Raw genomic sequence first — 13,260 nt, 5'->3', positions numbered from 1 at the left:
ACTATAGTAGTACTCGATTAGCGATATAGTATCAACCCTCCGGATTTACGCTTTTTACCATCCACCTCAATACGGTAGAAATAAACTCCATTGGCAAGGCTTTCCAGGGAAATAAAATCCCGGTCGGAGACTATCTGTTCCCGGAGCATGAGTCTGCCATCTGCCGAGTATAAGTATATAGATGCATCTTTACCGTCTTCGAGTTCTTTGCTGTAAACACTAATACCTTCTGCTGTTACCGGGTTGGGAAAGACCAGAAAGGGGGTTCTGGCCAGGAAAATGGCACTTACGGTTTCCGAGTAAATTTCTGATCCGTCATCCAGTACCAGTTTGGCACGGTACTGATTTCCTCCTTCAATTGGTTCGTCATCGGTAATCCGGAATGTTTTACGGTTAACGGGAGATATTTCTGCTATGGTAATTTCTTCACCCCCGACAATCTTGAATACTTCTATGCGGGCTGCCCGGTAAACGCTTCCCAGTGAAAAATAAAGAAGATTACTGTTTTCTTCTTCCAGGTTTGTGGCATAAATAGATTCCCAGTAGCATTGCTCCCTGTCCGTAATCACCGATATAGCCCTGCTTCGTACCCCTCTTAACCCGCCTTCGTATACAGGGGCAACAGCATGATAAGGTGAACTTCCGGAAATTACGGCAGTGGTATCGGTAACCCGCGTGGTGTATTCCATAACATGGTGTTGTAAAGAAAACAGGTCGTAGGCTATGGCAGCAGAATTAGTACGCCAGGAGAGTTCGGTAATGTCACCGCACTTGAGGCTGATACGCGGTTGAAGCGCATACGAAATAAGGAAGGGGGGAGATCTGAATTCTTCACCTGCCGCAAGTATGCGGACCATAGCGGTATGTCCTTCTTCATCTATGGGATCCCAGGAAAAATATCCCCTGGATAAAGGCACCTCGCTGTCGAGTGTATGCCAGCTTGCCCCCAGGTCATAACTTACCTGGAGCTGACCGGTATCGGCAGAAAGCGTACTTTCCCAACGCAGAAAATCCAGGTTTTCGCCGCCATAGGGAAAACTGTTTCCCGCTACGGGATGGGTCCATTGAAAATCACCCGGATAGCTCCAGGAATACGCCAGGGAAAAATCCTGCGGACCTTCATTAATGAGGTACCCATGGATTTGAATGCGAATATCACTACCGGTAACAGTCCCGGTGAGAACCTGTTCCGTAGTATTGAGATGATCTGCCGCCTGTAGGGCAGCACGCTCCAGTGACGCCTTATCCGGTTCGTGGTTGAGTACCCAGGGAAGATAAGACCGTTCTTCGTGAAGGACTCTCAGGTCGAGGTCGTTGACAAGAGCAATGTTGGCATTGGGTTGAGCGGGAGGGTCTGTCCAGCATAGGGTTATTTTACATTGCGAAGCTCCTGGAGGAACGGCAAGGATAAACTCCTGTTGTTCTTCGTGCCGGATACTGCCGGTGATATACTGCCCGGCGGTAAGGATATCATTACTCTTTGCCGCATTGATGTTGCCGTAACCACTGCTGAAATCCGGTCCGGGAGTTCCGATATCATCGGCTCCGTTTATAAGCAGGGCCTTGACAAGGGAGGCAGGCGGATACATTCCGGAATGTTGTTCTTTGTATGATTGTTGGATCAAAAGCGAAATTCCGGAGGCCAGTGCATTGGCATTGGAGGTGCCTATGGAACTGGAAGCCACGAGATCCGGTTTTACTCTTCCGTCGTATGCAGGGCCCCGGGAAGAAAATTCGGGAACAGACATATCCGGATTCACGGTGCCTATGGTGATGATGTTTTTGGCCATTTTAAAGTTCCCGGTAAGATTGGCATAGCCCGTGATACCTGCATAACTGCCATCCGGAGGAGTCTGGTTTCCCGCGTTTCCGGATGAAAACAGATGAAGCCTGTCCGGATGATCATAGATATAGGTGTCATACGCTTCTGCCACAGATCCGTAAAAGTTTTCGATCGTTGTACCATACGAATGATTCTGCGTGAAGATACCGAGATTTTCGAGATCAGCGTCCGGGTAAAGCGTATGGTAATCGGAAGAGGACAACAGGGCCCCGGGGGCAACCCCTTTTCCGTGTAAAGAAGTATTTCCACGCCCCGTTGCGATAGTAGCCATATCAGTAGCGTGAGCACTGCGCTGCGCAGCTTCGTTGCCGGATGTGGTGTGCTTGCCTGCAATATCGATATCGTCGATATCATAACGGTCATCTTTTACCGATAACGTCATGGTATTGCCGGTCAGGCCGGGATCTTGTTGATGAAGTAAGGAAACTTTGTTAATACCGAGGTTCAAATCCGGAATATCACTCTCTTTCGAAGGGGACAGTGACTCCGCGCCTATATAAGTGACAAAGGGTAGCGGTAGAAGGTATTCTGCTATAAATGTTCCGGAGGTCTGGATCCTGTAATAATTCATATAAAGAAGATCGGCCTGTATATCGTATATACTCAAAAACTCCTCCAGGCTGTGGCCATCGTTGGTTTTGAGTATATAGTGTTGTGTTTCGGAAGCGCTAAGATCGACCCCGGGGGCTGTTTTCCACAGGTCGTTTACCGGCACGGCGCTGTTTTTGTTTCCGGAATATCGAGGCTGTTGTTCCGGGGAAAGGACTATGATGTGTTCCCGGTCCAATACCCGGACCATTTTATAAGTTTCCGGGAGTTTTTCCGAAGCATCTTTGTGTATAAGAACGTAATCCCCTTTCCCGTTTTTCTGTAAGAACCCGTCCCATTTTACGGTTTGCCCGTAAAAACTTAATAAAGTTATAGATAGTAAGGTAAAAAGGAGTTTTTTAGTATTCATGTTTACAAATTAAGGGGTATTATGTAAAAACGATCGTTAAATAAAATAAAAAAAACATAATTAAATGTTAAATTTTGAAAATATTTTGTTATGTTTGTTAGATACCTACGTAAGTTATGACGTCAGCTTATGGTAAGAAATAATTATTAACTCAAATCAAATTTTACATGAAAACTATGAAGTATTTTTTTATTTCGGCCGTAGCCGGGATAGGATTGTTATTAACCGCTTGTCAGAATGACCCCAAAGAAGATAACATCGAAGCTCAGCAGGAAGTAAGCCAGGAAGTACTGGATAAGCTTGCCTCCCTGGAGCTGAATACACATGATGTAAAGCTTACGGACATGATCCTTCCCGACGGAAGTGTCGAAACCAATTATTTACTTGAAGGCGATATCGTCATGTCCAAAGAACACCTTTCCGAGATGGAATTGCACGGAGGAGTGGTGTCCGAGCAGTATCGTACCTATAACCTGGTAAGCAGCCCGCGAACCATTAATGTTATCGGTTATACGGGGAGCAGCCAGGGCCTGTCGTCTGCAATGCAGACTGCCTTGCAACAGGCTATTGCTAATTATAACAACCTTGGGCTGGGTCTCACGTTTACGCTGACATTCGGTACCAACTACACTCCTTATGATATTGTAGTGTATAGCCCTGCCGGTGGAGCCGGTGGGCAGGCCGGTTTTCCTTCCGGAGGAAATCCCTATAAGTTCGTACAGATTTTTTCCGGGCTGAACAGCTATTCGATAGCAGTGATCCGCCACGTGATCATGCACGAAATAGGGCATTGTTTAGGGTCCCGTCATACCGACTGGTTTAGCCGTCAGAGCTGTGGACAGAATGTTAATGAAGGAGAAGCCGGTGTAGGTGCCGTACATATTCCAGGGACACCTACCGGATATGATTCCAGTTCCGTAATGCTCTCTTGCTTTAACTCCGGTGTAAGCGGAAATTGGGGGTACTATGACATTGTTGCATTGAATTACCTGTATTAACGTTTTTCGGGACTAAGACCTGAGAACATTTTAGGGGAGGCTGTCTTTTGGGCAGCCTCTTGTTTTTTGTAGGGGAATGGCTTCAGATTTTCCCATTCGGATGTCTTGTATGTATTTCTGATAACTGCTTGTCGCTCGTTTTTATTCTTCTTTTGCAGGAGGCTTCTTCCTTCCTGCTTTCTTTTGTATTTTTACAACGCAAAACAAGAAATATGAAAAACAGGCAGCAAATACTCGATGCGTGCAATGCCATGTGCAGACATACACTCATGGAAACTCTCGAAATCGAATATACCGATGTGGGAAAGGACTATCTGGTGGCAAAAATGCCGGTGAATGAAAGGGTATACCAACCCGATGGAGTTTTACATGGTGGAGCTATGGTAGCCCTCGCGGAAAGTGTGGGTAGCGCTGCAGCGTATGTTTTTCTGGATAGCCGTGATTATTTTATCCGCGGTGTGGAGATTGCGGCCAATCACGTAAAAAGTGTAAAGCGTGGTGCAGTATATGCAAAAGCCACGATATTGCACAAAGGAAGAACTACGCAGCTATGGCAGATTATGCTGACCGATGAAGAAGAAAACCTGGTTTCGGTCTGTAAACTTACGACTATAACTTTACCGAAGAAGAAGGATTGATCTTCCGCGCCGAATGAAACAGACCTATTTATGTAACCGAAGATTGATGATATGACAGATCTGAGTGATTTTTTTGAGATCATACAACAGCATTATGAACGAGGACTGCCTTTTGTAGCCTATAGAAAATCTTTTGATGACCGAACGGGGAAAGAAGAACAACCAGGATTACTCAAAGCCCTCTTGCAGCATGATGACCGTGTGTTCCGGGTACGGGATTTTTCGGAAAGAGGTTTTGTATTCTCTCCTTTCGATCAGAGGAAGGATACACTGCTCATCCCGTACACAGAGAGTAGAAAGATGTTTGCTGTATTGCCCGTGAAACCGAAAACCGATGCACCGGACAAAGCATCGGATATACAGGATTGTCCGGAACAGGAAGCCAGGGAACTGCACCTGCAGCTGGTTCGGAAAGGTGTGGAGGCCATCCGTCACGGAAAGCTGAAAAAAGTAGTGCTTTCCAGAACGGAGGAGATCCGGATTGACGGAGAAAAACCCATAGCGGTTTTCCGGAGGTTACTGGAACATTATCCGGATGCCTTTTGCTATATCTGGTATCACCCGGTGACGGGATTATGGCTTGGTGCGACCCCGGAAACCTTGTTGCATATCAAAGGCTGTGTACTACATACCATGGCACTGGCCGGGACCCAGAAGTTCCGGGGCACGACCAAAGTAGACTGGGGAGAAAAGGAGAAACAGGAGCAACAGGTGGTTACCGATGCTATAGTAGACAGCTTGCGATTTCGTGTAAACAGTCTGAAAATATCGGCGGCAGAGACACACAGGGCAGGGAACCTGTTGCATATCAAAACAGATATTCAAGCTTCCCTGATCGATGGTTACAAAAAAGAAAATATAGCTTCGCTGCTAAACAGCCTGCATCCTACACCGGCCGTATGCGGATTTCCCAAAGAAGAGGCCAAAAGATTTATCCTGGAAAACGAAGGATATGACCGGAGCTTTTATTCCGGATTTCTGGGCGAATTGCATACCGCGATAGTTCCGGCAACGGAGGGAGCATCGGATAATACAGATTCTGCTTTATACGTAAACCTGCGTTGTATGCAGCTCGGAGCACATACGGCATCGCTCTATATCGGGGGAGGTATAACACGGGATTCCGATCCGAAATCCGAATGGGAGGAAACCTGCCATAAGGCGCAGACCATGAAAAAAATACTGTTGAGGAAGCCCTGAACGCCTTTTTTATGCCGGACAACGTAGTAGCCTAAAGTATTGACTTTAATCTTTTGTTCTTAGCCGCCAGAGCTCTACTTTTGTTGTGTGCCGGAGGCTCCTCCCGTGCATGAAGGCTTCGAAGCCTTATGGTTTTGTTCAGCATAAGTTATACTACATGATATATCCTAAAATACCACTTGCACAAACGGTCATTGCGTTGTGCAAAGCAAAAAATATAACCGATATCGTATTATCTCCCGGATCGAGAAATGCGCCTTTGACCATTGGTTTTACCCATGACGATTTTTTTAATGCCTATAGCGTGGTGGATGAACGTTGTGCAGCCTTTTTTGCCATGGGAATATCCCAGCAGACGAGGAGACCCTCGGCATTGGTCTGTACTTCCGGGTCGGCCCTGCTCAACTATTACCCGGCGGTTTGTGAAGCTTTTTACAGTGATATTCCACTGATTGTCATTTCGGCCGACCGTCCTGCGGAAAAAATAGATATAGGAGACGGACAAACCATACGGCAGGAGAACGTGTATGCCAATCACATTCTGTTTTCTGCCAACCTCATAGAAGGAGAAGACGAATTCAACGAGGCACAGATACAAATTGCCTTACATACGGCTGTTACTCAAAAGGGACCGGTACATATCAATGTTCCTTTCGAAGAACCGCTTTATGAAGTCGTGGAGGCCGATGTACCCGTATTCAAACCATGGTTTCCGGAAGTCATGCCGGAAGCGGACGAACATGCATGGACCGCGGAGTTTCTGGAGCGCTGGAACAGTGCACAACGGAAAATGATATTGGTGGGTGTAAATCATCCCGGTGATATTCCCCGGGAATACCTTGATGTCCTGGGAAAGGATCCTTCGGTTATCGTCTTTACCGAAACCACATCAAACCTCCATCATCCCGATTTTTTTCCGGGTATAGATAAGATCATAGCTCCGATAGAGAAAACGGAGGAGGCATTGGAAAAGCTCCGTCCCGAACTCCTGCTGACGTTTGGCGGACTGGTGGTTTCAAAAAAAATAAAAGCCTTTTTGAGGAAATATGCACCGAAGTGGCATTATCATGTGGATGCCAAAAAGGCGTATGACACGTTTTTTTGCCTTACCTATCATTTCAAGACCGATCCTGCCACATTTTTCGCGAATAGTATTCCTGCTATGCATTATGTGGCGGGAGATTACCGTGCATACTGGTCCGAAGCAAAAGAACGCCGGGAAAAAAAGCATGATATGTATACAGAAAGTACTCCTTTTTCGGACTTTAAGGTGTATCACCATATTTTTCAAGCTATCCCGGAACGACAATTGTTGCAATTCAGTAACAGCGCCACCATACGTTATGCCCAGTTGTTTGCTATGAAAACGGGCTGGCAGATATTTTGTAATCGGGGTACAAGTGGTATCGACGGCAGTACTTCTACGGCTATCGGGGCATCCGTAGCCTCAGGTCTTCCCGCCACCCTGGTTACGGGCGATCTTAGTTTTTTCTATGACAGCAATGCCCTTTGGAATAATTACAAAAGAGAAGATTTTCGCATTATTGTAGTCAACAACGGGGGAGGAGGCATTTTCAGGATCCTTCCCGGTCACAAAAATACGGATAACTTCGATACATACTTTGAAACCGTTCACGGATTAAGTGCCGAGCACCTTTGCAAGATGTATGGTTTGACGTACATAAAAGCGGATCATGAAGCCGGACTGAAGAAAGGATTGAAGCTGTTATATGAAGAAGCAGAAGGACCACGATTGCTTGAAGTGTTTACACCCAGAACGGTAAATGATGGTGTTTTGATCGATTATTTCCGACATTTGTCCGATAATTTTGATGAATAAAAAATGGCATTGCGATAAAAGTCGGATAATTTTTGTTAAATTAGAACACCTTATTAACTTTAAAAAGAATTACTGATGAGCAAAAGAGACGAACTTATTGCCAAGTATGCTGCAGATCTTAAGGATAAGTGCGGTGTAAAAGCAGACATGGATCTGTTAACCCAAGTAACCGTCGGATTGGGACCATCCATTTATAATGCCGATGCGGAGACCGTATCGGGTACAGATCCGAAAGAGTTAGCTACGGTGAAGAATAATTTTCTGATCAAAAAACTCGGATTAAAAGACAGTGCTGATCTCGATAAGGCCATAGATGCTGTTATCGAGAAATACGGGCGCTCTAACCGAAATAAGTACAGGGCGGTTGTTTATTACCTTCTGGTCAAGCATTTCAAAAAAGAGTCCGTATATAAATAGACATATCAATACTCCAAAAAAGCAGCCTGTGTAAAAACGTACACAGGCTGCTTTTTTATAGAGCAGGTATATTATTGTTGCCGGGCAGTAGCCTGAGCCAGCCGTTTCATATCTTTGCTACTCGGTGTTTCGTAAACTTCAAGGTCAAAAAAAGGAATGGCGGCGAGAACATGGTCAAAAATATCGGCCATAATATGTTCGTAATTGACCCATCGTTTATCACTGGAAAAAATATAGATCTCTAACGGAATTCCCTGTGGAGTGGGCGGAAGGTGGCGAACCATCATGGTCATTTCTTTATTGATCGCCGGATGGTTTTTTACATACGTATCTATATACTTCCTGAAAACACCCATATTAGTTTGGTTACGACCATTGAGCAATATACTCTTATCGGCATTATTATCGGTATTGTATTTGTTGATGTCGGTCTGCCGGTGTTCCAGGTAGGATTTGAGAAGCTGTATTTTTTTCAGGTCTTCAATTTCCGCTTCGGTAAGGTAGCGGATACTGCTTACGGCAATGTAAAGCGCCCTCCTTATCCTTCGCCCTCCGCTTTCCTGCATTCCTCTCCAGTTCCGGAACGAGTCGGATATAAGAGCGTATGTTGGGATAGTGGTTATGGTATTGTCAAAGTTACGTACTTTCACCGTAGCGAGGTTGATCTCCATGACATCTCCGTCCGCCCCGTATTTTTCTACGGTAATCCAGTCCCCGATACGTACCATATCGTTGGCTGCTACCTGTATACTGGCTACAAAACCGAGGATAGAATCTTTGAAAATAAGTAAGATAACAGCAGAGGCAGCACCCAAAGCCGTAAGGAAAGCTATAGGGTCTTTTTCTGTGAGTACGGTAAACAGGTATATCGCCGCTATAATCCAGGCAAAGATCAGGAATACCTGTACAAAACTGTCGAGGGGTTTGTCTTTGTAAACTTCTTTGGTGCGTAAATAATTTTTGAGGGAGCGTAAAAAACTACGGAAAATCCAAACGGCAAGAACGGTCATGTAAAAATCTGCCATTTTCAGAAAGAGCGTACCCCATCCCGGAAAGTCAGAGAAGACCACAGGGGTCATCCTGATTACGATAATCAGGGGTATGATATGAGCTATATATTTGGGAAAATTACTCTGTACCAGGAAATCATCGAAAGTGGTCCTGGTCTTGGTTGAAAAGATAGCAAAAGCCCTGATGACGATTTTTTTAAGTATAAAATCGAGCAGCAGTACAAAAATGACAAGTGCAGTAATATTGAGCACTAGGTTTAACTGAACCGATAATGATTCGGAAATCCCCTGATCCAGAAGCAGGTTATAGAATTTACGGCTCCATTCGTAAACAGTCCCCTTTTCTTGCATAAAATATACTTTTTTTCAGATTTAACGCTATGCAAAGATAGCGTTATTGAACGAAGGAAAAAACCGGTTATATCATACAAAAAATCCCGGTCTTTAAAGGAAAACCGGGATATGCGGATAATAGGTGCGTATTGTTAGCTGTCTATAGGCTCTTGTTGTAGTTGCCTGGAAATTTCCTGTACCTTATCCAGTACGCGAAGCAGGTTTTCACCCCATAATTTGCGGATATCATTTTCGGAATATCCCCGTCTTACAAGCTCGAGCGTAATGTTGAAGGTTTCAGAAGCATCATTCCATTCGCTAATCCCGCCACCACCGTCAAAGTCAGAACTGATGCCGACATGATCGATACCGATAAGGTTTACCATATAATCGATATGATCTACATAATCTTTGACATTAACTCCGGGTGGTAGCGAATCGCTTTCTGCAATAATTTTTGTGCTGATCTCGTTAATTTTTCCATATACATTATCCATATAATCTTTTTTCTCTTCGGGAGACAATACGGAAAAAGCATCGCTTTCCAGTATTTTAAGACCGAGAGAATCTGCAACCTTTTGTTTGATATTCTTTTCCGCCGTACTTCGGGCATTGTTTTTTTCTGTATTTACATAAGCCGGAAATGCCACGGTTTGTACCACGCCACCATTATCCTTTATCATAAGCAGTTCTTCGTCGCTCAGATTTCTGCTGTGGTTACACAAACCTCTTGCGGAAGAGTGGGAAGCTATCACAGGTGCCCGGGATAAGGCTATGGCTTGCTTATTGGATTCGGAAGAAGGATGAGAGAGGTCTATCATAATGCCCCATTTATTCATTTCCCTGATGGCCTGTTTTCCGAGATCACTGAGTCCGTGGTGCAGCCATATACTATCTTTTTCGCCGGTATTGGAGTCGCAGAACTGGCTGTGCCCGTTATGGGAAAGCGACATATACCTCGCCCCGAGGCCGTGGAATTTTTTTACATTGGAGAGGTCTGTTCCCATAGGATAGGCATTCTCAACGCCGATCATGGCTACTTTTTTCCCGGAAGCATGAATCTCCCGTACATCATCGGCAGTGAGAGCGAGAGCTATGCGATCGGGTGCGATGTCTTCGCACAGTCGGTGAATCGCTTCGAATTTGGAGATGGCATTATCATAGGCTCTGGCATAACCTTCGGGGTTCAGGGAATCCTGCCCGGTATAGACAATGAGCCAGGTAACATCGAGGCCGCCCTTTTCCATTTTCGGAAGTGTAATCTGGGTGTCCAGATCCATGGTGTAGTTGAGCGAATCCGTAAAATTACGCACGTTAATGTCGTTGTGAGTGTCTATGGTAATGACATTTTGGTGAATGCCCTTTGCTTTTTCTACAAGAGCAATGGAATCACTACCGGATGTTTTAGTGTGATCATTTTTACGATCTGTTTTGCAGGCTACCGTAAGGATGATCAGGGAGAGGATAGAAGTGTAATAAAGTTTCATAGATCTTCCGGAATTTGAGTTCATAGAAGGTAAATTACGAATAATAACCGATTGGTCAGCACTGTTAACCTCTTGTTTTCTCTTAAAAATATCCGGGTAATGGTAACAATAATGCAAAAAAATACCCGGAATTTTTCCGGGCATTTTTATATATAGAACGTTAAGAAATCGGGATTAGAGCAGTGCAAAGAATTTATCCAGGTTAGGAATAATAACAATGCGGGTTCTCCTGTTCTTGGCCCTGTTTTCGGCAGAATCATTCTCTACCAGCGGCATGGTACTTCCGCGTCCGGCAGCGATCATCTGCTTGGGGTCTACGTTGTATTTATTCTGTAAAAGTCGGACGATAGCTGTGGAGCGTTGTACACTGAGTTCCCAGTTGTCCTTGATATAGGCGCCTTCTTTGACTTTCTGAGAATCGGTATGTCCTTCAACCATAACTTCCATACTCGGCTCGGAGTTAATAACGTCTGCGAGTTTCTGTAAAAGGCTAAAGGCCTTGCGGTTGACCTGATAACTACCACTGCGGAACAACAATTTATCCGATACGGAAATCATCACAACAGTCTGATCGACGTTGATATCGATATCCTCACTGTTGGAACTATCCGTAATGGAATTCTTCAGATTATGAGAAATAGCCAGGTTGATGGAGTCCTCGAGTGTCTGAGCCTTAGCAAGTTCTTCGGGGCTAACTTTCGCCAGGGTAGCCATCATTTTGGCTTTGGTGTTGTTGGACATCACGGCAAGATCACCGACCTGAACGAGTTTTTCATCATTCTCTTCCCGAAGGGAATTGATTTTCGCATTATATTCGGAAACGCGGTGTTCAATTTTAGCGAATTTGCTTTCCAGCTCTTCCTTTTCCATGGTGGTTTTTTGTAAAACACTCCGGGTATTAGAAAGATCCTGTTCCAGTGCCACATACTTTTTCTTGGATACACAAGAAGTAAAAACGAGACTTCCCAGGACAGTCACAATAATCACTTTCTTCATAATAGTAGTTAATTTTGAATTAAGAGTTCAATCGGTTTTATAACGCGGGAGGAAAAGGTATCTTGTGTCAACAGAAAGACAAATCTTGTTTTTTAACATTGTTTTAACGTTTGGAAATACTAAAAGTGTGTTGCTGATTCAGCGCCGTTCCGGGATGTAGGAAAAATGGGGGATTCCGTAATTTAACAGGGATAACCAGCAAGGTCTTATAATATGGAGATCGTTTCGATATTATTGAAAAGACGAAGCGGGAGAGGTCTTAAAAGTACGGAATGTTAATTTTTATTTAAAATAAACAGTATGGTTTTGAGGGCCTTTACTACATAACCATTACATGTTTTTTTGCAGTTTTCCCGGATCATTACTATATATATTTAAGTTAATAGTATACATACCCGTTATGCATTATAAATGACAATCGTTGTTTACATTATGTTGAGCGTAGTCGAAACATCTCCTTCTGCCAGTACATATTCTTCGACAGGGCTGCGCAACCTACGCCGGGAAACTCAGCCGTCTCTACGTTGTTAAAATTTAGCGTTTCAGTGCTGCATATCCATTTATAACGCTTTAATTACAAACTAAAAAATTGAGTTATTGGGTTACTCGGTTATTAAGTTATTCAGATGCTGATACAACCAAAAAAACTGGCTATCGGCATAATACCTCAATAGCTAAACTACATGCTATCAACTCAGTAAATCAATAACCTAACTACCAACTACAAAAGGACCATTAAAGCAATCTCTTTGACGCCGGCAGGGGTCCGGTTAGCGGCTAAAGGGTATAGGTTGGCTGCTAACCGGGTTGCTTATGATGTCATGCCCAACTGCTTTGACGGCAAACCGGGTTACGTTAACCGCTAACCGGGTTGCTTCCGATGTCATACCCAACTGCTTTGACGGCAAACCGGGTTACGTTAACTGCTAACGGGTTTACTTCCGATGTCATACCCAACTGCTTTGACGGCAAACCGGGTTACGTCAACCGCTTAAGGGAATAGTTTTACGGTGCCATGAAGCTCTTTAGCGGTAAAAGGGAAAGGGAAGGAATGCGTAAGCAATCGGGTTAGCGGTTAACCCGGTTGCTTATGAATGCATACGCATACACAAAAGCGGCGAACTTAATCAAGTCTGCCGCTAACCGGTTTGCTTTAGCCGCTAACCCATCCCGGTCCGGTGTAAACACAACCTCTTAAATGGGGCTATCCGGGCCTGCCGGGGAATAAAAACCCCGGTAGTTTCCCCAATGAGGGGCATTTCCAAAGTACCCGGACCTGGGCTGTAGTGTAAACGGAAAAAAACTCCAACGTCAGTATAAGGATTACATGAGTGGTTTTATGTCCTGGAATCAGAAGTCACATGCCCGCACATGGCTTTTGTATCCGGAGAATATGGGGACCTATTTATCCATCGATGAGACTGCGCTATCTCAGGGAGAACTCTATACCATGATCACCAATAAGAAAGCCAAGGGCAAAAAGGGTGCCTTGGTAGGGATTTTTCAGGGAACCAAGGCCGAACCCATCATCAAACACCTG

General features: G+C 44.6%; 9 protein-coding genes. 5 read left to right on the top strand and 4 right to left on the bottom strand.

Annotated features, from left to right (window positions below; all coding sequences use genetic code 11):
* Nucleotides 1–17: 17 nt before the first annotated feature.
* Nucleotides 18–2,801, bottom strand: coding sequence for a S8 family peptidase (locus tag BT112_RS12455; protein ID WP_072317719.1), 2,784 nt, complete (start codon nucleotides 2,799–2,801; stop codon nucleotides 18–20).
* Between the two features lie 167 nt (nucleotides 2,802–2,968).
* Between BT112_RS12455 and BT112_RS12450 the strand changes: the two genes are divergently transcribed.
* The 5 genes from BT112_RS12450 to BT112_RS12430 all read left to right on the top strand — a co-directional run bounded on the left by BT112_RS12450 (nucleotide 2,969) and on the right by BT112_RS12430 (nucleotide 7,894).
* Nucleotides 2,969–3,799, top strand: a complete 831-nt coding sequence (locus BT112_RS12450) for a M57 family metalloprotease (protein WP_072317718.1) — start codon at nucleotides 2,969–2,971, stop codon at nucleotides 3,797–3,799.
* Between the two features lie 212 nt (nucleotides 3,800–4,011).
* Nucleotides 4,012–4,437 carry a PaaI family thioesterase gene (locus BT112_RS12445; RefSeq protein ID WP_072317717.1) on the top strand — a complete coding sequence of 142 codons (426 nt, stop codon included), beginning with the start codon at nucleotides 4,012–4,014 and terminating at the stop codon, nucleotides 4,435–4,437.
* 51 nt (nucleotides 4,438–4,488) lie between these two features.
* Entirely contained in the window at nucleotides 4,489–5,637 is a 1,149-nt protein-coding gene (locus BT112_RS12440) for a chorismate-binding protein (protein ID WP_072317716.1), read from the top strand.
* 157 nt (nucleotides 5,638–5,794) lie between these two features.
* On the top strand, nucleotides 5,795–7,477 hold the full coding sequence (gene menD / locus BT112_RS12435; RefSeq protein ID WP_072317715.1) for a 2-succinyl-5-enolpyruvyl-6-hydroxy-3-cyclohexene-1-carboxylic-acid synthase: 1,683 nt from the start codon (nucleotides 5,795–5,797) through the stop codon (nucleotides 7,475–7,477).
* Between the two features lie 75 nt (nucleotides 7,478–7,552).
* Nucleotides 7,553–7,894, top strand: coding sequence for a DUF2853 family protein (locus BT112_RS12430; RefSeq protein WP_072317714.1), 342 nt, complete (start codon nucleotides 7,553–7,555; stop codon nucleotides 7,892–7,894).
* 71 nt (nucleotides 7,895–7,965) lie between these two features.
* Here the strand turns inward: BT112_RS12430 and BT112_RS12425 are convergent, their stop codons facing one another.
* From BT112_RS12425 to BT112_RS12415, 3 genes are all read right to left on the bottom strand, one after another.
* Complete coding sequence (locus BT112_RS12425) at nucleotides 7,966–9,255, bottom strand: mechanosensitive ion channel family protein (RefSeq protein WP_072317713.1); 1,290 nt, start codon at nucleotides 9,253–9,255, stop codon at nucleotides 7,966–7,968.
* 134 nt (nucleotides 9,256–9,389) lie between these two features.
* Entirely contained in the window at nucleotides 9,390–10,724 is a 1,335-nt protein-coding gene (locus tag BT112_RS12420; protein WP_072317835.1) for a dipeptidase, read from the bottom strand.
* 174 nt (nucleotides 10,725–10,898) lie between these two features.
* Complete coding sequence (locus BT112_RS12415; protein WP_072317712.1) at nucleotides 10,899–11,720, bottom strand: OmpA/MotB family protein; 822 nt, start codon at nucleotides 11,718–11,720, stop codon at nucleotides 10,899–10,901.
* Nucleotides 11,721–13,260 lie beyond the last annotated feature (1,540 nt).

Origin of the sequence: Sinomicrobium oceani, assembly GCF_900119185.1 — a bacterium.
GTDB classification, from domain to species: Bacteria; Bacteroidota; Bacteroidia; order Flavobacteriales; family Flavobacteriaceae; genus Sinomicrobium; species Sinomicrobium oceani.
Note: the sequence above shows the minus strand (reverse complement) of the source record. Positions and strands in the feature narration are given on the sequence as shown.

Bases quoted from the DNA above. Each gene is read 5' to 3' on its own strand.
- BT112_RS12455 (WP_072317719.1), bottom strand. From the start codon at position 2,801: ATGAATACTAAAAAACTCCTTTTTACCTTACTATCTATAACTTTATTA.
- BT112_RS12450 (WP_072317718.1), top strand. From the start codon at position 2,969: ATGAAAACTATGAAGTATTTTTTTATTTCGGCCGTAGCCGGGATAGGA.
- BT112_RS12445 (WP_072317717.1), top strand. From the start codon at position 4,012: ATGAAAAACAGGCAGCAAATACTCGATGCGTGCAATGCCATGTGCAGA.
- BT112_RS12440 (WP_072317716.1), top strand. From the start codon at position 4,489: ATGACAGATCTGAGTGATTTTTTTGAGATCATACAACAGCATTATGAA.
- menD (WP_072317715.1), top strand. From the start codon at position 5,795: ATGATATATCCTAAAATACCACTTGCACAAACGGTCATTGCGTTGTGC.
- BT112_RS12430 (WP_072317714.1), top strand. From the start codon at position 7,553: ATGAGCAAAAGAGACGAACTTATTGCCAAGTATGCTGCAGATCTTAAG.
- BT112_RS12425 (WP_072317713.1), bottom strand. From the start codon at position 9,255: ATGCAAGAAAAGGGGACTGTTTACGAATGGAGCCGTAAATTCTATAAC.
- BT112_RS12420 (WP_072317835.1), bottom strand. From the start codon at position 10,724: ATGAAACTTTATTACACTTCTATCCTCTCCCTGATCATCCTTACGGTA.
- BT112_RS12415 (WP_072317712.1), bottom strand. From the start codon at position 11,720: ATGAAGAAAGTGATTATTGTGACTGTCCTGGGAAGTCTCGTTTTTACT.